The organism is Cupriavidus sp. OV096, assembly GCF_900115455.1.
Taxonomy (GTDB): Bacteria; Pseudomonadota; Gammaproteobacteria; order Burkholderiales; family Burkholderiaceae; genus Cupriavidus.
Map to the genome: position 1 here is coordinate 364,203 of NZ_FOWM01000004.1, position 20,432 is coordinate 384,634.

Consider the following 20,432-nt stretch of genomic DNA (forward strand, 5'->3'; position numbering starts at 1 on the left):
TGGAATGCAAATCAGTGAATGAACACGATGGCGAGCAGCAGCGGCACCACCAGCCCCGCCCCCACCAGCGGCCAGGTGGCCATGCGGCCACCGGCGTGCAGCTTCAGCAGGAACAGCCCGGTGAGGCTGAAGACGAGGCACGCGAAGGCGAACACATCGAGGAACAGGCTCCACGCATGGCCCGTGTTGCGGCCCTTGTGCAGATCGTTGAAATAGGAGATCCAGCCGCGCGAGGTGGCTTCGAACTGCACCTCGCCGCTGTCCAGCGCCACGCTGACCCAGGCGTCGCCGCCGGGGCGTGGCAGGGCCACGTAGAGTTCATCGGCGGACCATTCGGCCTCGCGGCCTTCGGCATCCACATGGAGGGATTCCGACAGCCATTGGGCCAGCACGGGCGGCACGGGCGCTTTTTCGTTCTTCTGGGCGGCGCCGGCCGGGGCCGCGCGTCGGAGGGCGGCCAGCACGTCACGCGGTGCGGTTTCGCTGCGGGTGACCACGCTGGGCCGGGCCTCGATCTGGCCGGCATGGTTCAGCGTGAAGCCGGTGATGGCGAACAGCATCATCCCGATCAGGCAGATCGCGGAACTGATCCAGTGCCATTGATGAAGATGCTTGAGCCAAAAGGCGCGGCGCTGCTGGCCGGAGGCCGGCGGGTTGTCTGTCATGCGGGTGAGAAAGGGGGCGCGCGGGGCGCGCGCGGGGGGCGCGGCGGCATGTCGATTAGCCGCAACACCTAGATGGTAATGGTTCTCATTTGTTGAGGCAATCTGACATGACGTAGTCGACACGCTGTCATGGTTACGGTGCGTTACACCCCGTGCGCCTCTTGCATCACCTTACCCTATCAGTGTTTCCCCCCGATCAAGATCCTTGATGACCGCGCCGTTATGGCACCCATAGAGGGCGACAAATCGATCGCCCCGAGCGGGTTCAGACAAGGAAAAGGAGGAAAACGAATGCTGCAAAATCTCAGCCTGAGAAAAAAGCTCATGCTGCCGCTGGTGCTGAGCTGGATCTGCCTGCTGGCCATCACCCTCTGGAATGCCTGGGAAATGCGCGCGCTGCGTTTCGAGGACCGCAAGCTGTCACTCGAACATGTCACCGATGTCGCCAACTCCATCGTCACCGAATACGAAGCGATGGCGCGGGCCGGCAAGCTGCCGGTGGAAGAAGCCCAGAAGCAGGCGCTGGACCGCGTGCGCGCGCTGCGCTTTGGCGCGGACGGCTATTTCACCGTGATGCGTTCGGATCACGTGGTGCTCATGCATGCCATCAAGAAGGAGCTGGATGGCAAGAACATGGGCGACATGAAGGACCCCAACGGGGTCTACCTGTTCCGCGAGATCGCCGCGCTGGGCAAGAACCCGGGCCACGGCTTCGTCGAATACCTCTGGCCCAAGCCGGGCGCCGAGGCCCCCCAGCCCAAGCTGAGCTACGTGCTGAACTTCAAGCCGTGGGACTGGGACTTCATCGCCGGGCTGTACCTCGATGACATCCACGCCGAATTCCGCCGGTCGCTCTGGGAAGCGCTGGGCTGGCTGCTGGGCGTGGGCGCGCTGATGAGCGTGGTGATGGTGCGGGTCTCCATCAGCCTGCAGAAGCAGCTGGGCGGTGAGCCCGCGCTGACGTCGCAGATCGCGGCGCGCATCGCTGAGGGCGACCTCGCCTCGCATGTGCAAACCAAGCCCAACGACCGCGAAAGCGTGCTCTACAACATGCAGCAGATGCAGGCGCGCCTGACCGGGGCCATCGGACAAATCCGAGGCTCGGCCGATTCGATCGCCGGCGCGGCACGCCAGATCGCGGCGGGCAACGTGGATCTGTCGCGCCGCAGCGAGGAGCAGGCCGCCTCGCTCGAGGAAACCGCCGCAAGCATGGAGGAGCTGACGAGCACGGTCCGCCAGAGCGCCGACAACGCCCGGCAGGCGTCGCGGCTGGCCGAAGGCGCCTCGGACATCGCCGTGCGCGGGGGCCAGATCGTGCACCAGGTGGTGGGCACGATGGGCGAGATCAAGGCGGCGTCCGGCAAAGTGGTGGACATCATCGGCGTGATCGAGGGCATCGCCTTCCAGACCAACATCCTGGCGCTGAACGCGGCAGTGGAAGCCGCCCGCGCGGGCGAACAGGGCCGCGGCTTCGCCGTGGTGGCCGGCGAGGTGCGCAGCCTGGCCCAGCGCTCGGCCACGGCGGCGAAGGAGATCAAGGCCCTGATCGACAACTCGGCCCAGCGCGTGGAAGACGGCTCGGTGCTGGTGGAAGGCGCCGGCCGCGCCATGGAAGAGATCGTCGAAGCGGTGAAGCGCGTGACCGACCTGATGGGCGAAATGCGCGCCGCCACCGAAGAACAGACGGGCGGCATCGAGCAGGTGAACCAGGCGGTGTCGCAAATGGACCAGATGGCGCAGCAGAACGCGGCGCTGGTGGAGGAAGCCACGGCCGCAGCGGCGTCGCTGGAAGATCAGGCAGACGCCCTGCACCGGGCCGTGGGGCAGTTCAGGTTGGCAGGGGCAATCTGAAACAGGTGTTTCGACAAGGGTGTTGAAGCCCGCAGGCCGGTCTGGCTGCGGGCTTTTTTTGTGGGTTGTCGTGGAATCGCCGGAACGCCCGGTTCTGGTGAACTGGGAGAGACCGGGAACAGCGTATGATCGACGGCATGCTGCCGATGGCTGCCGAAGCGCCCCCGATGACCAACGATCCTCACCTGTCTCCCAAGCTGCATCTGACTGCGAAGCATGGATTCGCGCTGCATGACAGCCGCCAGCCCGTTTTTCACCGGGGATGGCATATCCACGACTGCGGCATGCTGCTGTGGCCGCGCATGGGGAGACTCAAGACGACATGGAACGATGTGTCCGGCGAGCCGGACTCGCCGCATGCCGTTTCGCTGGTGCGCGGCACCGCAGTGCTGCTGCCGGCGTCGATCTCGCATCTGACGGCATCCGAGCGCGGGCGCCAACAGCATGGGGAGCTATACCTGCCGCCCGACCGCCTGCCCGCCGGTCGACCGTTTGGCGCCATGCATCTGGACGCCGCGACCATCGCAATGCTCGAGGCGCTGCTGGCGCCGGGGATCTCGGCGACGAGCGCTTCCTGGCTGGTGCGCGCCATCGTGGAGCAACTGATGAGCAGCCGGCCGCTGGCGATACCCGAAGAGCCGGCATCCGTGGCACTGCGCATGGTCCGGCGCTTCCATCAGGCGCTCGAACGCGACCTGCCCTTGCCTTCGATCGATACCGTGGCCAGCGAGCTGGGCGTCTCGATCCGGCATTTGCAGCGCGCTTGCCAGATCGAGTTCGGCGTGACGCCCGTGGCACTCAGGCGTCGCATCCTGGCTACGCATGCACGCGCCCTGATCGCGCAAGGTCAATCCGTCGCCAGCGTCAGCCTGGACCTCGGCTTTTCATCCAGCGGACATCTGCACCGCTTGCTGCGCGAGGCCGCCGATCCGTCATAGGCGCGGCGGACTGGCGACCTCATCCCGCCATCACGACAGCATCGATCTCGATCTCCGTCCACGCCCCATCCGGCAGGCTCGACACACCCAGCGCGCTGCGAGCGGGCAGGGGCTGATCGGGGAATGCCGTACGCAGGACGGCCGAGGCCGCATCGAGCACGGCCGGATGATGGGTGAAGTCTGACGCCGCGCGGATGAAGCCGCGCAGGCGGACGATCTGGATGACGCGTGACAACTCGCCGTCGCAAGCCACCCGAAGCGCCGCCAGCGCGTTCAGCATCGATACTTCGGCAGCACGGCGGGCGGGTTCCACATCGGCTTCGCTCTGGCATTGGCCTGCCATGGCCACGCCTTGCTGCCGGCATACCTGCCCGGCGATCGACACCCAACGCGATGGCCCCACCTCCACCGCGCGATACGGCGCATAGCTACCACGCGGACTGGACACCGCGGGCATGGCAAATCCTGCGGCAGCAAGCAAGGCTTCGGGAGAACTGACCGTCATGCGTCGCTCCATGCCACGCCGCCACTGAGCCAGCAGCCGTCGGGCTCGCCTGAGTCCCCATGGCGTGGAGCCACGAGGATTTCCGAAGGGCTGCCCATGGCATCGCCCTGCCGGACTGCGATGGACGACACCGTTCGACCCTGACCACGCAGTGGGTCCGCCTGGTTCAGATACCCCCACAACGCCGCGGCAGCGATGCCGGTGGCGGCGTCTTCGGGATAGCCCGACGACTTCGGAAACTGCCGCGCATGGACGACGGGCTGCCCGTCCGCTTTAGGCGCCCCGAACGCATAGGGATAGAGGCCAGTCGAGCCGATCGACGCGCATAGCGGCTCCATGGTCGAGAAATCCGGCTGCAAGCCGTCGAGCATCGCCACGGATGGCAGGCAGACAAGCGTCTTCACGCGGCTGGTCGCGGCATTGATGGCCGCATAGCTGCCGGCAGGCAGGCCGAGCTGCATGGCCACGCGGTCCGACGCCCCGGCATCCAGCACCTCGGTACGCACTGCCGGCTGCGAAATCCAGACGCGCTGCGATGCGTCGTCCCAATACGCCAGCACGATGCCACTCAGCGTTTCGATGCGCGCCGTCGGCGTGGTCCAACGCCCCCACTGGCGCAGCGCCCACAGCGTGCCCACCGTGGCATGACCACACATCTCCATCTCGTGCTGCGGCACGAAGAAGCGAAAGCGCCAGTCGCAGCCGATCTCGCTCGGCAATACGAACGCCGACTCGTGTCCATGCGTTGCGGCAACGCTTTGCATTGCCGGCGCGCTCATGCCACGCGCGTCGGCGACCAACGGCACCGGATTGCCGCCTTGCCCATCGCGCACGAACACCCGGATCAGATTGACGTCACTCACCTATGGCTCCCACGGACTTGGCAATCTTGCCCCAGTATGGGATGTCCTGCTGGACGGCAGCCTGCAGCGCGGACGGCGTCCCGGGGCGCGCGGTCACGCCCTTGCCGGCAAGATCCTCAGCGACCGCCTTGTCGGCGAGCACCTTGTTCAACGCGGCATTGAAGCGATCGACGATCGCAGCGGGCGTCCCCTTCGGAAAGGCGATGCCGTACCACAGCTGCTGCTCGAAGCCGGGCACACCCTGGCTGGCGAACGTCGGAACTTCCGGCAACAACGGCGTGGAGGCCGTCACAGCAATGGCGGCAACCTTCCCAGCCTTGATGTAGGGCGCCAATCCGACCGGGTTGTCGAACATGATCTGCACCTGACCGCCAATCAGATCGGTGTAGGCCGGTGCCGCGCCACGATACGGGACGTGGACCATCGGCACACCAACGAACTTCTGGAACTGTTCGCCCATCAGGTGCGACACGGTGCCAACGCCTACCGACGCAAAGCTGTGCTGCGACTTGTCCGCCTTCAACCGGGCGACGAGCGTCCGGGCATCGGCCACGCGCATGGCGTTGTGGACGGCCAGCACATAAGGCGATGTGCCGATGAAGCCCGCATAGGCGAAGTCCTTCGCCGGGTTGTAGGCCAGCTTCGGATAGAGCGCGACGCTTACCGCATGCGTGCTCGTCGTGACCACGCCCACCGTGTAGCCATCGGCGGCGGCCCGCGCCACGAACCCCGAACCGATCGTGCCGCCAGCCCCGCTGCGATTGTCGATCACGACAGGCTGCCCGAGTTCGCGCTGCAGCAGCGGCTGGATCGAGCGAACCACGAGGTCGGTACCGCCACCAGCCGGGAATGGCACCACCATGGTGATGGGCTTCGCCGGCCAGGTTTCCGCATGGGCGGCGACGGAACACGCTGCGACAGCGCCCGCCAGCAGGGCGCACCGGGCCCTGCGCGTTGATATGGACAGGATGGACATGTGCACTCCCCTCGTTGGAATGCATGCAGTCTAGAAACGCGTCGACCCGCCCTCAAACCGGAATGCGACGTTCAGCGATCCGAAATGCGCTCGCGGCAGATCCAGCGTCCAAAGCGCCCGACAGATCAATCGGCCGGTGCCGGTGCATGCCCCCTGGCGCGTGCTGCGCTGGCTGCCACGGCGGCAGTGCGCGTTTCCACGCCGAGCTTCTCGAAGATGTGCTCCAGGTGCTTGTTGACGGTTCGCGGGCTCATGCCGAGGATGTCGGCGATATCGCGGTTGGTCTTGCCACGGGCTACCCACGACATGACTTCGGCCTCACGCCGCGTGAGTGCCGCCGTGGACGCGAGCATGTCGGCGCTGCCTTCCGCTTCGCCATGGCCGCGCAGGATGGCCTCGCGCAGCGCGCGCGCCTGCCGCGCCTTGCCGACGTGGGACCGCACGCGGGCCACCACCTCGGCGATGGCCACCGGCTTGGTGACGTAGTCGCACGCGCCTACCTCGAAGCCCCGTACGATGTGCACCGTATCGCCCAGGCCGGTCATGAAGATGACGGGGAGGTCTGCGTGGCGGTCCATCAACGCGGCACAGGTGGAAAAACCGTCCATCCCGGGCATATCCACGTCCAGCAGCACGGCATCCGGGGAAAAGTGGGCCAGCGCGCCGAGCGCAGCGTTGCCGCTGGCGGCGGTATGCACCAGCATGGCTTCGCCGCCCAGCGCGCGGGTCAGGAAGCTGCGCGCGTCGGCGTTGTCGTCCACCACGAGCACACGTGTTTCGGATGCAGAAGATTCAGGTTCGGGATGCACGGAGCGCCTCGCCAAGTCGATCATTCAATGCAGCGCCATCGGTACGCGCCAGCGTCAGCATCTTGCGCGCCCACGCACCGATGCCGCCGCCGCTGGCGGCAAGTTCCGCCAGTTGCGCCTCCAGCGCGCGCAGCCGGCCGGTGGCGCCCAGTTGCAGCATCTCGCGCAGCAGCTCGGCGTGGGGCGGCGCCTCGGGCTCGGCGGGCTGGGCGGGCAGCGTCAGCGCGTGCCGGACCATGTCGATCAGCTCCGATTCGCGCACCGGCTTGCTGACGAAGCCGAGGTAGCCATGCTGAAGCCTGGCCTCCTCGGTGTTCTCGTGAGCGTTGGCGGAGACGATGACCACTTGCGGCGCGCCCGGCTCCGCGCGGATCTCACGGCACAGGTCCCAACCCGATGCATCCGGCAGGTTCAGGTCCAGCAGCACCAGGTGCGGATGCCACGCCCGCAGTTGCGGGAGCACAGCGGCGCCCTCCCCGACTTCCTGCACCGCCAGCCCCAACGGTGACAGGAAGCCGCGCAGCACCGCCCGGTGCGACTGCCGGTCATCGACGATCAACACCCTTGCATTCGCCGGCAGCGGCGCCTCCGGGACCCTCCGTGGCCGTGTTACCGGTACGGACAGTGCGGGTAGATAGAGCCGCACCGAGAACTCGCTGCCCATGCCCGGTGCACTGCGCACCCTGACCTCGCCGCCCATCAGGTCCACCAGCAGCCGCACGATGGCGAGTCCCAGTCCGATGCCCTCTCGGTCGTCATGGGCCGTGGCGCGCTCGAACGGATCGAAGATGCGCACCTGGTCTTCCGGCGCGATGCCGGGCCCCGTGTCGCTGACCGTGATCGTCGCCAGTTCACGCTGATGGCGTACCGCCAGCGTGACCGCGCCGTGCTCCGTGAATTTGATGGCATTGCTGACCAGGTTGATGACAATCTGCCGCAATCGCTTGGAATCGCCATGCACATGGGCCGGCAAGGCGCCGGATACGCGATAGTGAAACGTCAGCCCGCGTGCCGCGGCCAACGGGCGGAACATGCGTACCAGGTCGTCGAACACGCCCTCCAGCGCCACGGCGTCGTGCTCGAGCCGCAGTTTGCCGGCCTCGATCCGTGACAGCTCCAGCAGGCCATCGACCAGGCTGGACAGGTGTTCGCCGGCGCGGCCGATGGTCTGCACATCCTCGCGGCATGCCGCCGGCAACGCCGGTGCCCGCAGCAGCAGCTGCGAGTATCCCAGGATGGAGTTGAGCCCCGCGCGCATCTCATGGCTCATGCCGGTGATGAACCGGCTCTTGGCGGCATTGGCCTGCTCCGCGACTTCCTTGGCATGCTGAAGCGCCGCATCGGTACGGCGGTGCGCATCGATCTCCTTTTGCAGCAGCCCGTTCTGGCGTTCCGATTCTTCCTGGGCGACGGTCCGGCTTTCGTTGGCCAGCACCAGCCACCAGGAAGCGACCGCGGCAAACAGCACCAGCCCGGCACCAATCTTGAGAAACAGGTCGGTGCGCGGCGCGGCGCTGTGCACCAATGGGCCCGATAGCTGCTCCTGCGTATAGAGCAGCCACAGCAACGTGCCGAACGCGAACACCATCCCAGCCAACACAAGACTGAACTGACCGATGCGGCGTGCCATCACCAGCGGCGTGCCGGCGGGCAGCACGCGCGTGAGCGCGAAGGCGATCTGCTCCTGCGCGCTGGCCCCCGGCTTGCACCGGTCGCCGCAGCGCGCATCCAGCGTGCAGCACAGCGAGCAAATCGGGCCGCGATAGGCCGGGCACGCGGCCACGTCCTCCTGCTCGAACGGGTTACGGCAGATCGCGCAACGGATGACCGCGTGCCGCGCGCCGAAGTGGACCGGTGCCCGCGCGATGAAATAGCGGCTCTGCGTGAGGTAGGCAATCGCCGGCGGCAACAGGACCGCCAGCGCGAGACCCACCCCTACCGAGGCGGGACGCAGCGTGTCGCCGAACACGCCGAGATGCACCAGCATCGACAACGCCGAGGCCAGCACCATGGCGCCGAAGCCTGCCGGATTGATGTCGAACAGGTAGGCGCGGCGGAATTCGATATCGCGCGGCGACAGTCGAAGCGGCTTGCTGATGACAAGGTCGCCAAAGATGGCGCCGACCCACGCCACCGCCAGGTGGGCGTAGAGCGCCAGCACTTGCTCCAATGCCTCGAACACGCCCATCGCCATCAGCATGACCGCGATCAGCACGTTGAACGCGAGCCATACCACGCGGCCCGGATGGCTGTGCGTGAGCCGTGCGAACACGTTCGACCACGCCAGCGAGCCCGCGTAGGCATTGGTAATGTTGATCTTGGTCTGGGAGACCAGCACCAGCAGTCCTGTCAGGAGCACGGCCACCCAGCCGGGCCAACCGTTGCCGAGCCCGAGTGCGAAGCCTGCCAGGTACATCTGCGTCGGTTCCAGCGCGTGGGCGATCGGCAATTCCGCCTGCAGTACGACGAAGGCGAGAAACGCTCCGCCAACCATCTTGGCCGCACCAAGGATGATCCAGCCCGGTCCGGCCGCAATCAACGCCCCCCACCATCGCACGCGGTTGTCCCGCGTGAGCGGCGGCATGAAGCGCAGGAAGTCCACTTGTTCGCCGATCTGCGCGATCAGTGCGGCGGCCACCGTGGCGGCGGCGCCGAACGCTTCCCATGAGAAACCGTCGCCATCGGCCAGGCGCCCGTTGAGCGAGAGAAACTCGGTATAGCGCTGCGGCTCGCGCCACAGGATCAGCCCATAGGGCAGGATCAGCAGCACAAGCCACAGCGGCTGGGTCCAGAGCTGGATACGCGACAGCAGCGTCACGCCATGGGTGACCAGCGGGATGACCACGATGGCGGACAGCAGGTAGCCGATGGACCTCGGCAGACCGAACAGCAGCTCGAATGCCTGCGCCATGATGGCCGCCTCGAGCGCGAAAAAGATAAAGGTGAAGCTGGCGTAGATCAGCGAGGTGACGGTGGAGCCAAGGTAGCCGAACCCCGCACCCCGTGCCAGCAGGTCCATGTCCACGCCATGACGCGCGGCGTAGTAGGAGATCGGCAGGCCGGTCAGGAAGATGACAAGGCTGACCACGCCGATGGCCCACATCGCGTTGGTGAAGCCATAGCTGAGCGTGATGGCGGCACCGATGGCTTCCAGCGCGAGGAACGCGACTGCACCAAAAGCGGTATTTCCGACCCGAAACGCGCTCCATTTTCGGAACGACCTTGGTGCAAACCGCAGCGCGTAGTCCTCAAGGGTCTCGTCGGCCACCCAGCGGTTGTAGTCGCGCCGGATCTTGCTGATGCGCTGGACGGGCTGGGGGACGCTCGACATGGAGAGGGGTGCATGGTCGCACTGGCAATGGGTCGTGCGCTGCGGATGCAAGAGATGTGCCGTGCGCCAGTGGCCGGCCCGACTACGTTGAATGACGTATGGCTGGGCGTCCCCCACCCGCAGCATGATCGCTCCGCAGCATTCCTCTTCCCCAACGGAGCGTCGATCATGCGTGACAACGAAAGCGATAACGAACAGAACGGGTCCCCGCCTTCCCAATCCCGCCGCCGGCTGATGCAGGGCCTTGCCGCCCTGCCCGCGCTGCCGCTGGCCGGCATGGCCGCGCAGGCCCACGGTGCCAATCTGCCTACCGGCACCGTGAATACCACCCGGCTCGCCGTCACCGATACCGAGGTCACCGTCGGCCAGCTGCATTCGGCCACCGGCACCATGGCGATCTCGGAAACCGGGTCGATCCAGGCCGAACAGCTCGCCATCGACCAGATCAACGCCGCTGGCGGCATCCTCGGCCGCAAGATCAAGGTCATCAAGGAAGACGGTGCCTCGGACTGGCCGACCTTCGCCGAGAAGTCCCGCAAGCTGCTGGTCAACGACCGTGTGGCGGCCGTGTTCGGCTGCTGGACCTCCGCCTCGCGGAAGGCCGTGCTGCCCGTCTTCGAGAAAGAGAATGGCCTGCTCTACTACCCGACGTTCTACGAGGGCCTCGAGCAGTCCAAGAACGTGATCTATACCGGACAGGAAGCGACCCAGCAGATCATCTGGGGCCTCGACTGGGCCGCCAAGCAGAAGAACGCCAAGAGCTTCTTCCTGATTGGCTCCGACTACATCTGGCCGCGGACATCCAACAAGATCGCGCGCAAACACATCGAAAACTTCCTCAAGCTCAAGGTCGTGGGCGAGGAGTACTACCCGCTCGGCCACACCAATTTCAACTCGCTGATCAACAAGATCAAGGTCGCCAAGCCCGACTGCATCTACGCGATCGTCGTGGGCGGCTCGAACGTTGCCTTCTACAAGCAGCTCAAGGCGGCCGGAATTACCGCCGACAAGCAGTTCCTGCTGACCATCTCGGTCACCGAGGACGAAGTGCTCGGCATCGGCGGCGAGAACATCGCAGGCTACTACGCGGCCATGAAGTACTTCCAGTCGCTCGACAACCCCAACAACAAGCAGTTTGTCGATGCATTCAAGAGCAAGTTCGGCAGCAAGTCCGTGATCGGCGATGTCACGCAGGCCGCCTACTTGGGCCCCTGGCTGTGGAAGGCCGCGGTGGAGAAGGCCGGCAGCTTCGATATCGACAAGGTCGTCGCGGCCTCGCCGGGCATCGAATTGAAGTCCGCCCCCGAGGGTTACGTCAAGGTGGATACGAATCATCACCTGTGGAGCAAGACGCGCGTCGGGCTGGCGCAGCTCGATGGCCAGTTCAAGGTGGTGGCCGAGTCGCCGCAACTGATTCCGCCCAATCCGTTCCCGAAGGGCTATCAGTAAGCCCGCCGCCCCATCGATCCACGGAGTAAGAGTCATGAACGTGTCGGACATGCTGAACATCGGCCTGATGCAGGGCTTTGCAGGGCTGAGCCTGTTCTCGGTGCTGCTCCTGATGGCGCTCGGGCTGGCCATCATCTTCGGCCAGATGGGCGTCATCAACATGGCGCACGGCGAGTTCATGACCATCGGCGCCTATGTCATCTTCCTGGCCTCCACCACGGTGGAGCGCCTGGCGCCGACGTGGATGCCCTACTACTTTCCCATCGCCATCTGCGCCGCGTTCGCCATCGCGTTCGGCGCGGGTTGGCTGGCCGAATGGGCGCTGATCCGGCATCTCTACAAGCGGCCCCTCGATACGCTGCTCGCCACCTGGGGCCTGTCGCTCGGCATGCAGCAGGCGTTCCGCTCCACCTTCGGCCCCAAGGAAGTCAGCCCCACGCTGCCCGACTGGCTGATGGGTTCATGGTCACCCGCACCCGGGCTCGACATCCCCATCAACGGTCTGTTCGTGATGGCGCTCACGCTCTGTGTAGCGGGGCTTGTCTGGCTCGCGCTGTACCGCTCGCGCTGGGGGCTGCGCGTACGCGCCACCACGCTGAACCGGCCGATGGCGAATGCAGCCGGCATCAATACCCGGCGCACCGACCGCCTGACGTTTGCCATCGGCTGCGGCATCGCGGGCGTGGCCGGCGCGGCATTCACGACGATCGGCTCCACGGGCCCCACCAGCGGCGCGCTGTACATCGTCGATTCGTTCCTTGTGGTCACGTTCGGCGGGGCAGCGAGCCTCGCCGGCACGGTGGCGTCGGCGTTCGGCATCGCGCAGATGCAGTCCATCACCGAGTTCTTCATGACCGGGTCGATGGCACGGGTGCTGACCCTGCTGCTGATCGTGACCATCCTGATGATTCGTCCGCAGGGCCTGTTCGCCCCGGCGGTACGGCGCTGACATGCCAGGAGCACAAACGATGTCCAACTCTTCCCGACTGCAACGGCTGCGCGGCATAGGCGGCGCATGGGCCGGCTACGCGCTGCTGGCGCTCGTGCTGGTGGTGATCATGCCGCTTGCGCTGGATGTGTTCCGCCTGAACCTGATCGGCAAGTACCTGAGCTACGCCTTCGTGGCCGTGGGGCTGGTGATGCTGTGGGGCTACGGCGGCGTCCTGAGCCTGGGCCAGGGCGTGTTTTTCGGCCTCGGCGGCTATGCCATGGCGATGTTCCTCAAGCTGGAGGCATCGGATGCCAAAAGTACCGCCATCCAGTCCACGCCGGGCATTCCCGACTTCATGGACTGGAACCAGCTCACGGCGCTGCCATGGTGGTGGGAGCCGTTCCGCCATCTGCCGGTCGCGCTGATCGGGGTGGTGGTGGTGCCGGCCCTGCTGGCACTCCTCATCAGCGTGGCGATGTTCCGGCGGCGCGTGGGTGGCGTCTACTTCGCCATCATCACGCAGGCGGTGGCGCTCATTCTGTCAGTGCTGATCATCGGGCAACAGGGCTATACCGGCGGCGTGAACGGCATCACCGACCTCAAGACGCTGCTCGGCTGGGATATCCGCACCGACAGCGCTCGGCTGATTCTCTACTTCGTCACCGTGGCGCTGCTGTTCGGGGCCATCGCACTGTGCCGTTGGATCCAGCGCAGCAAGCTCGGCGTGCTGCTGCTGGCGATGCGCGACAAGGAAGACCGCGTGCGGTTCTCGGGCTACGACGTGTCGATGTTCAAGGTGTTCGTGTTTTGCCTGGCGGCCGCGCTGGCGGCCATCGGCGGCGCCATGTTCACCTTGCAAGTCGGGTTCATGTCGCCGTCGTTCGTCGGCATCGTACCGTCCATCGAGATGGTGATCTTCGCCGCGGTGGGCGGCCGCATGAGCCTGGTGGGTGCGGTGTGGGGCACGCTGCTGGTGAATGCCGGCAAGACCTACTTCTCGGAGAGCTTTCCGGATCTGTGGCTGTTCCTGATGGCGGCGCTGTTCATCGGCGTGGTGGTGGCGTTTCCCGACGGGCTGGCAGGGCTCTACGCCAAGTACATCGGCCGTCGCCGCCGCACCACCGAGCCGCCCAAGCCGGAAACCCTGCCGGCCAAGACGGCCTGACCGGGAGACATCATGAGCAATACCGACTTCATGCTGGCGGTTGAGGACTTGACCGTGTCGTTCGACGGCTTCAAGGCCATCGACAACCTCACGCTATACGTGGACCGCGACGAGCTCCGCGTGATCATCGGCCCGAACGGCGCCGGCAAGACCACGCTGCTCGACTTGATCTGCGGCAAGACGCGCGCCGGCGGCGGCAGCGTCAAGTTTCGCAATCGCGAGATGACGGGCCTGCCCGAATACCAGATCGTACGCGCCGGGGTCGGGCGCAAGTTTCAGACGCCCTCGATCTACGAGAACCTCACGGTGTTCCAGAACCTGGCCGTCTCGTTCCCCCGCGGCCGCAGCGTGCTGGGCGCACTGACCTTTCGCACCACCGAGGCGGAACGCCAGCGCGTGGCCGAGGTGGCTGCGGAGATCGCGCTCGACGATGTCCTGGAGCGCGAGGCGGCGCAGCTCTCGCACGGCCAGAAGCAATGGCTGGAGATCGGCATGTTGCTGATGCAGGACCCGAAACTGCTGATGCTGGATGAGCCGATCGCAGGCATGAGTGTACGCGAGCGCGAATTGACCGCCGACCTGCTCAAGCGCATCAGCAAGGGCCGCGCGGTGATCGTGATCGAGCACGACATGGACTTCGTGCAGCGTATTGCCGACAAGGTCACCGTGATGCACCAGGGCCGCATCCTGGCCGAAGGCTCGATGGCCCAGGTGCAGAACGACCCCCGCGTGATCGACGTCTACCTCGGCCACTGACGCGGCCAACTCGCCAAAGGAGAATCCCGCATGCTTTCCGTGGACAACGTGGTGGTGAACTATGGCCAGAGCGAGGCGCTGCATGGTGTGTCTTTCTCCGCAGCGCAAGGCGAAACCGTGGCCATCATGGGCCGCAACGGCATGGGCAAGACCACGCTGTTCAAGGCGATGATCGGCATGCTCCCGGTACGCTCGGGCCAGGTTACCGTGGATGGCCGCGACGTGGCGCACGACGAAAGCTATCGTCGCGTGCGCGCCGGCCTCGGGTATGTGCCGCAGGGCCGCATGATCTTCTCGCACCTGACCGTGGAGGAGAACATCCTCACCGGCATGGAGCAAAGCCGCGTGCGGCGGATTCCGGACGAGATCTTCGCGATGTTCCCGGTGCTGTTCGACATGCGGCGCCGCAAGGGCGGCAACCTGTCCGGTGGCCAGCAACAGCAGCTTGCCATCGCCCGCGCGCTGGTGAGCAACCCGAAGGTGCTGCTGCTGGATGAGCCCACCGAGGGCATTCAGCCTTCGATCATCAAGGACATCGCGCGCGCGCTGAACGAGATTCGGCGCACGCGCGACATCACTATCGTGTTCTCCGAACAGGTGCTGAGCTTCGCGATGGACGTGGCCGATCGGCTGCTGGTCATCGAAGGCGGCCGCTTCGTGCACGAGACCCAGCGCCACAGCACGGATGTGGCGCACATCCGGCAACTGCTGTCGGTCTGAACGCAATCCCGCATCTTCACCGCATCTTCCCCGCTACCAGGAGGCAAACGTCATGACGGATACCCTGATCAAGGTCGATCTGGCCGAATCGCCGTACGAGAACCCCAACGTCCACAACCGCTGGCATCCGGATATCCCGATGGCCTGCTGGGTCAAGCCCGGCGAGGATTTCATCCTGGAGACCTACGACTGGACCGGCGGCTTCATCAAGAACAACGACTCGGCCGACGATGTGCGTGACATCGATCTCTCCATCGTCCATTTCCTGACCGGCCCGGTGGGCGTGGAAGGCGCGGAGCCGGGCGACCTCCTCGTGGTGGATCTGCTCGACATCGGCGCGAAGCCTGACAGCCAGTGGGGCTTCAACGGATTCTTCTCGAAGCAGAACGGCGGCGGCTTCCTGACCGATCATTTCCCGCAGGCGCAGAAGTCGATCTGGGATTTCCACGGCCTGTACACCTCGTCGCGGCATATCCCCGGTGTGAACTTCGCCGGGCTGATCCATCCGGGGCTGATTGGCTGCCTGCCGGACCCGGCCATGCTCGAGACATGGAACAAGCGGGAGATGGACTTTATCGCCACGCAACCGGACCGCGTGCCACCGCTGGCGAATCCGCCCTTCGCGGCGACGGCGCACATGGGCAAGCTGCAGGGCGATGCGCGCGACCAGGCCGCCGCCACGGGGGCACGCACGGTGCCACCGCGTGAGCATGGCGGCAACTGCGACATCAAGGACCTCTCACGCGGCGCCAAGGTGTACTTCCCGGTCTATGTGGATGGTGCCGGGCTTTCCGTGGGCGACCTGCATTTCTCGCAGGGCGACGGCGAGATCACGTTCTGCGGCGCGATCGAGATGGCGGGCTGGGTGCATATGCGCGTGTCGCTGATCAAGGGCGGCATGGCCAAGTACGGCATCCGCAATCCGATCTTCAAGCCGAGCCCCATCACGCCGAACTACAACGACTACCTGATCTTTGAAGGGATCTCTGTCGACGAAGCGGGCAAGCAGCACTATCTGGACGTACAGGTCGCCTACCGGCAGGCGTGCCTGAATGCGATCGAGTACATGACCAAGTTCGGATACTCGCGGGCGCAGGCGTACTCCATCCTCGGAACCGCCCCGGTGCAGGGGCATATCAGTGGCGTGGTGGACATTCCCAATGCCTGCGCCACACTGTGGTTGCCCACCCAGATCTTCGACTTCGACATCCGTCCCAGCGCCAGCGGGCCGACGCGGATGATCGCGGGGGACGTGGATCTGCCACTGTCGCCAGACGTGGTCTAAGCCGGCACCATGTTGCAACCCACCCAGCGGAGCGGCGATGCCTACCTATGACTACCGGTGTAAGGACTGCGGCGAGTTTGCATTGATCCGGCCGATGGCCCGGCGCGATGCGCCTGCCATGTGCCCCGCCTGCGGCATGGGTGCGGAACGGGCACTCGTGGCCGCGCCGGCGCTCGCCAGCATGGCGGCGTCGGCGCGGGCCGCCCATGCGGTCAACGAACGCAGCGCGGCTGCGCCGAAGGAATCATCGCGGCATGGATCCGGTTGCGGGTGCTGCGCGCAGCCGAAGCTCGCCGGCCGGCCCGACGTGGCCAAGAGCACCAGCGGCAGGCCGTGGATGATCTCGCACTGAGCAGCACAGGGACTGACCCCAGCGCGGCCAACGTGCTGGGGCGTCCAGCGCCGTTGAGGCACGGTCTCCCCGTGCCCAATATCAAATCTTCCTGCGATCGCTGACCACGACTAGCGCTTGCGCCTGGACTTTGCCCACCGAGCGCGATCTGTGAGGAATCGAGGCATTGAAGTAGAGCGAGTCACCGGCACTCATGCGCACGGTGCGGCCATCGAACAACACCTCCATTTGCCCTGATACCACGAAGATCAGCTCCTCTCCAGCGTGGCTGGCCATCGGTTGATCCTCAGCCAATGTGAAGGGCGGCAGCATGATAAACGGCTGCATGGCCTTGTCCGGGCGTTCCGCCGCAATCGCTTCATAGGTGTAGCCATGTCGCTCGGTAGACGGACTGAACGGAATGCGGTCGCCGGCCTTTACGTGAAGGATCTCGTTGGCGCGCGATGACCTGGAGATGAGCTGATCGACGGTCACTGACAACGCTTCAGCCAGCTTGAGCACGGTGCCGATGGTCGGCGACGACAACCCCCGTTCCAGCTTGGACAGGTAGCTCTTCGTCAGCGATGCGCGCTGCGCCAGTTCTTCAAGCGTCAAGCTATTCAGCTTGCGTAGCTCAGCCAGGCGCTCAGCAATGCCCGGCGTCGCGGGCTCTGCGCTCACTTCTTGCTTTTTCGTCATCCCGGGGATCGAAGTTCCAAAGCGCCTGCACAGGCGCTTCCACAGACCGCAATTGTAAGGGTCGAACGTTTTCACGACAACGCAGTTGCACACATGACACTTTAGTGTCATTCTAGACACGCTTGTTTCCGACATCCCCAAGGAGAATGCAAGTGAGTCCCAGCCGCCCCCGCTGTCGTGACCTGACGTTCGTGGTCACCCTTTCCGCTGCCGTACTGTTGAGTGCACCCCTTGCCGGTCACGCGGCAGAGTTTCCCGACAAGCCCATTACCCTGGTCGTCCCGTTTGGCGCGGGAGGCATTACAGACCTCGTGGCCCGCGCCACGGGTAAGGCCCTTTCCGAGCAACTCGGTCAATCCATCGTTGTGGAAAACCGTCCGGGCGCGGGCGGGAACATTGCGGCGGACTTTGTCCGGCGCGCACGGCCGGACGGCTACACCTTGATGTTCACCACGGTCGGCATCCTGGCCGTCAATCCTCACACGGACATCAAGGTCAACTTCGACAGCGCGAAGGACTTCACCTACATCTCCCTGGTGGGCTCAACACCGCATCTGGTCGTGGTGGGTGCCGATGTCCCGGCAAATACGCTCGCCGATCTCATCAAGCTTGCCCAGCGCAAACCAGATTCCGTGAGCGTTGGAACCGCTGGCGTCGGTAGCTCGCCTTATCAAGGGATGCGCGTGCTTCAGGACGCGGCAAGAATCGAGTTTCTCCATGTGCCATTCAAGAGCGGCGCCGAGTCCGTCACCAATGTCGTATCGGGACAGGTGAACATGACTTTTGAGGCGACACCTCAAGTCATGCCGTTCGTCACCTCGGGCAAGCTTCGCGCGCTCGCCGTAGCGAATCCGCGCCGGCTGTCCACTGCACCCCAGGTTCCTTCGACTACCGAACTGGGGTTCCCGACGCTGGTGTCAGGCTCGGTGGCTGGGCTGATCGGACCAGCGGGACTCGACCCCGCCATCGTGAAGAAGCTCAATGCGGCGGTAGGCACCGTCACGGCAAATCCGAAGTTCAAGGCCACGCTGGTCGCTCAAGGGACCGAGCCAATGGCCTCGACGCCTGAACAATTCCGAAAGCTGATCGAAGAAGAGAATCAGCGATGGTCGGCGCTGCTCGGCGCGGCCGACAAGACAAAGTAAAAGCCGCTTCTTACTCACCATACTCTCCAGCACATCCCAGAAAGGACACACCATGGCTGACACAATGCAAATGAGCAAAAGCGAGATCGTCGCCGCTTCGCTCAAGACGATGCAGACGGAACTCCGGGCTGACAAGATGCCCCTGCGCGAGGCCGTCGCGGAAACCTGCCGAGTCCTGTTCGCGTTCGGTCACGATTCCGGGCTCGCGGGCCAGATCACCGCGCGGGCCGAGGCGCCCGGCACGTACTACACGCAGCGCCTGGGTCTTGGCTTCGATGAAATCACCGCGGACAACCTGTTGCTCGTCAATGAGGATCTCGAAGTGCTTTCCGGAAACGGCATGCCGAACCCTGCCAACCGCTTCCATTCCTGGCTGTATCGCGCGCGTCCGGACCTGAACTGCATCGTTCATTCCCACGCGCCGCATGCCTCTGCGCTTGCCATGCTCGAGGTTCCCCTGACCATCTCCCATATGGACACCTGCGTCCTCTACGACCAGACGGCATTCCTCGGGAAATGGCCCGGCATCCCGGTTGGCAATGAAGAAGGCGAGATCATCTCCAGGGCACTCGGCGACAAGAAGGCGATCCTGTTGTCACACCACGGCCTTCTGGTTGCTGGTGCGTCGGTGGAAGAAGCTTGCGTGCTGGGTGTGATGTTTGAACGCGCCGCGCGCCTGCAGCTCCTGGCAATGGCGGCAGGCGAGATTCAGCCGATTCCGCCAGAACTGGGTCGTGAAGCGCAACGCTGGGTGAGTACCCAGAAGCGGTTCGAAGCGACGTTCGCCTACTATTCCCGCCGCGCCCGTCGCGAACTGCCGGCGGATTGAAGCGGAGGCGCGGCCGTTCAACGTTTCGTCGGATCGTCGGCGGTTTCCGGGGCGGCTGGAGAAACGCCACCGTCACGCCATCCGGACCCCGTGCGCAAACGGTGGCTGTGCTTTTGCATTCCATCGTTCAAGGGCAAAGACAGTCGTATATCGTGAGTAACGGCGCAGGCAAGAGGTGCATACTCTGCCGTACATCGTCAAACGAGGGACCGAACAATGGCGAAATACCTGATCTCCTTTCCTGCAAGGGCGATGGCAGTCCCCGCCGAGGATTTGGCCGCCGTGGGCGAAGCTGCGCGCGAGGTCATACGCGAGGCGAAGGCCGCAGGCGTGTACGTGTTCGGTGGTGGTATCAACGATAATGTCGCACCACTCATGGTCGCTTCAGACGGCGCGGTCACAAACGAGACCTATCCCCAGACAGAGGAGTTCGACGGCGGCTTCTGTGTCCTGGAGCTTCCATCGCGCGAAGCCGCCATCCAGTGGGCCGCTAAGATCGCCAAAGCTTGCCGCTGCTCGCAGGAACTCCGCGAGTTTGGGTATGACCCGGAGAGCTGACGGGCAAGGCCCGTACCCACGGGGTTCGCCAGGGCAGTCAACCTCCATCGATTCTTGATAGAACAGTAGAGTGATTGATGATTACAGGACACGTCTTTATTGCCACCAGCCTTGATGGCTTTATCGCCCGTCCCGATGGCGATATCGGTTGGCTTCTGGAGCGGGACGACCCCTCGGAAGACCATGGCTACGCGAGCTTCATCGCCGACAAGGATGCGATCGTGATGGGCCGGGGGAGCTATGAAAAGGTCCTCACCATGGGGGAATGGGCTTACGACAGACCGGTGCTGGTGCTATCCCGTCAGTTGGCCGGCACGCCGGTGCCGGAAGCGTTGCAGGGGAAGGTGCGCTTCTCGAACTGCACGCCCTCGGACGCGATGGCGCAACTCGCGAGCGAAGGCGTGCGCCGCGTCTATGTCGACGGCGGCCAGGTGGTCCAGTCGTTCCTGCGCGACAGTTTGATCGCTGACATGGTGGTGACTACGGTCCCGGTGCTGATCGGGACCGGCATACCGTTGTTCGGCGCCCTGCCGCAAGACGTAAGTCTGGCGCTCGAGTCAAGCCGGCACTTTCCATCCGGCCTGGTGCAGTCGACCTATCGCGTATTGCGCTGATTACCGGGAGCG

Annotated in this window: 20 protein-coding genes; 13 read left to right on the forward strand and 7 right to left on the reverse strand. The window is 64.9% G+C overall.

The features are described from left to right. Window positions 1-11: 11 nt before the first annotated feature. Window positions 12-665, reverse strand: coding sequence for a PepSY-associated TM helix domain-containing protein (locus tag BM115_RS11855; RefSeq protein WP_092293909.1), 654 nt, complete (start codon window positions 663-665; stop codon window positions 12-14). Window positions 666-956: 291 nt separating this feature from the next. Between BM115_RS11855 and BM115_RS11860 the strand changes: the two genes are divergently transcribed. Then, a complete protein-coding gene (locus BM115_RS11860) occupies window positions 957-2,516 on the forward strand; it encodes a methyl-accepting chemotaxis protein (RefSeq protein ID WP_092293911.1) in 1,560 nt (519 codons plus the stop codon). Window positions 2,517-2,641: 125 nt separating this feature from the next. Then, window positions 2,642-3,454: a helix-turn-helix transcriptional regulator gene (locus tag BM115_RS11865; protein WP_369823413.1), complete on the forward strand. Its 813-nt coding sequence runs from the start codon at window positions 2,642-2,644 to the stop codon at window positions 3,452-3,454. A 19-nt stretch (window positions 3,455-3,473) separates the two neighbouring features. Here the strand turns inward: BM115_RS11865 and BM115_RS11870 are convergent, their stop codons facing one another. The 5 genes from BM115_RS11870 to BM115_RS11890 all read right to left on the reverse strand — a co-directional run bounded on the left by BM115_RS11870 (window position 3,474) and on the right by BM115_RS11890 (window position 9,938). Next, window positions 3,474-3,959: a RidA family protein gene (locus BM115_RS11870; RefSeq protein ID WP_092293914.1), complete on the reverse strand. Its 486-nt coding sequence runs from the start codon at window positions 3,957-3,959 to the stop codon at window positions 3,474-3,476. After that, window positions 3,956-4,822, reverse strand: coding sequence for a PhzF family phenazine biosynthesis protein (locus BM115_RS11875; protein ID WP_092293916.1), 867 nt, complete (start codon window positions 4,820-4,822; stop codon window positions 3,956-3,958). The genes BM115_RS11870 and BM115_RS11875 overlap by 4 nt, the downstream gene beginning before the upstream one ends. Continuing rightward, a complete protein-coding gene (locus BM115_RS11880) occupies window positions 4,815-5,798 on the reverse strand; it encodes a Bug family tripartite tricarboxylate transporter substrate binding protein (protein ID WP_092293918.1) in 984 nt (327 codons plus the stop codon). Before BM115_RS11880 ends, BM115_RS11875 begins: the two co-directional genes overlap by 8 nt. A gap of 125 nt (window positions 5,799-5,923) precedes the next feature. Next, window positions 5,924-6,568 (reverse strand): response regulator transcription factor, encoded by a 645-nt coding sequence (locus tag BM115_RS11885; protein ID WP_255370784.1) that lies wholly within the window; start codon window positions 6,566-6,568, stop codon window positions 5,924-5,926. A 22-nt stretch (window positions 6,569-6,590) separates the two neighbouring features. Next, window positions 6,591-9,938 carry a hybrid sensor histidine kinase/response regulator gene (locus BM115_RS11890; protein ID WP_092293922.1) on the reverse strand — a complete coding sequence of 1,116 codons (3,348 nt, stop codon included), beginning with the start codon at window positions 9,936-9,938 and terminating at the stop codon, window positions 6,591-6,593. Between the two features lie 168 nt (window positions 9,939-10,106). On the opposite strand from BM115_RS11890, the gene urtA reads away from it, so the two are divergent. Genes urtA through BM115_RS11925 form a run of 7 tightly spaced genes read left to right on the forward strand, consistent with a single transcriptional unit; the run spans window position 10,107 to window position 16,596 of the window. Further along, window positions 10,107-11,387 (forward strand): urea ABC transporter substrate-binding protein, encoded by a 1,281-nt coding sequence (urtA, locus tag BM115_RS11895; RefSeq protein ID WP_092293924.1) that lies wholly within the window; start codon window positions 10,107-10,109, stop codon window positions 11,385-11,387. A 34-nt stretch (window positions 11,388-11,421) separates the two neighbouring features. Next, a complete protein-coding gene (gene urtB, locus BM115_RS11900) occupies window positions 11,422-12,336 on the forward strand; it encodes an urea ABC transporter permease subunit UrtB (RefSeq protein ID WP_092293926.1) in 915 nt (304 codons plus the stop codon). 19 nt (window positions 12,337-12,355) lie between these two features. Further along, on the forward strand, window positions 12,356-13,483 hold the full coding sequence (gene urtC / locus BM115_RS11905; RefSeq protein ID WP_218158027.1) for an urea ABC transporter permease subunit UrtC: 1,128 nt from the start codon (window positions 12,356-12,358) through the stop codon (window positions 13,481-13,483). A 12-nt stretch (window positions 13,484-13,495) separates the two neighbouring features. Next, window positions 13,496-14,239, forward strand: a complete 744-nt coding sequence (urtD, locus tag BM115_RS11910) for an urea ABC transporter ATP-binding protein UrtD (protein ID WP_092293928.1) — start codon at window positions 13,496-13,498, stop codon at window positions 14,237-14,239. Window positions 14,240-14,269: 30 nt separating this feature from the next. Further along, on the forward strand, window positions 14,270-14,959 hold the full coding sequence (gene urtE / locus BM115_RS11915; protein ID WP_092293930.1) for an urea ABC transporter ATP-binding subunit UrtE: 690 nt from the start codon (window positions 14,270-14,272) through the stop codon (window positions 14,957-14,959). A 52-nt stretch (window positions 14,960-15,011) separates the two neighbouring features. Beyond that, a complete protein-coding gene (fmdA, locus tag BM115_RS11920; protein ID WP_092293932.1) occupies window positions 15,012-16,244 on the forward strand; it encodes a formamidase in 1,233 nt (410 codons plus the stop codon). Window positions 16,245-16,281: 37 nt separating this feature from the next. After that, on the forward strand, window positions 16,282-16,596 hold the full coding sequence (locus BM115_RS11925) for a zinc ribbon domain-containing protein (RefSeq protein WP_092293934.1): 315 nt from the start codon (window positions 16,282-16,284) through the stop codon (window positions 16,594-16,596). Between the two features lie 81 nt (window positions 16,597-16,677). Here BM115_RS11925 and BM115_RS11930 read toward each other — a convergent pair whose 3' ends face one another. Then, window positions 16,678-17,274, reverse strand: a complete 597-nt coding sequence (locus BM115_RS11930) for a helix-turn-helix domain-containing protein (protein ID WP_092293936.1) — start codon at window positions 17,272-17,274, stop codon at window positions 16,678-16,680. A 146-nt stretch (window positions 17,275-17,420) separates the two neighbouring features. Here BM115_RS11930 and BM115_RS11935 point away from each other — a divergent pair, with 146 nt between their 5' ends. From BM115_RS11935 to BM115_RS11950, 4 genes are all read left to right on the forward strand, one after another. Then, window positions 17,421-18,419, forward strand: a complete 999-nt coding sequence (locus tag BM115_RS11935) for a Bug family tripartite tricarboxylate transporter substrate binding protein (RefSeq protein WP_092293938.1) — start codon at window positions 17,421-17,423, stop codon at window positions 18,417-18,419. A 52-nt stretch (window positions 18,420-18,471) separates the two neighbouring features. Next, window positions 18,472-19,248, forward strand: a complete 777-nt coding sequence (locus BM115_RS11940) for an aldolase (RefSeq protein ID WP_092293940.1) — start codon at window positions 18,472-18,474, stop codon at window positions 19,246-19,248. Window positions 19,249-19,464: 216 nt separating this feature from the next. Beyond that, a complete protein-coding gene (locus tag BM115_RS11945) occupies window positions 19,465-19,806 on the forward strand; it encodes a YciI family protein (protein ID WP_092293942.1) in 342 nt (113 codons plus the stop codon). 77 nt (window positions 19,807-19,883) lie between these two features. Beyond that, complete coding sequence (locus BM115_RS11950; RefSeq protein WP_092293944.1) at window positions 19,884-20,420, forward strand: dihydrofolate reductase family protein; 537 nt, start codon at window positions 19,884-19,886, stop codon at window positions 20,418-20,420. The last annotated feature ends 12 nt before the right edge of the window (window positions 20,421-20,432 follow it).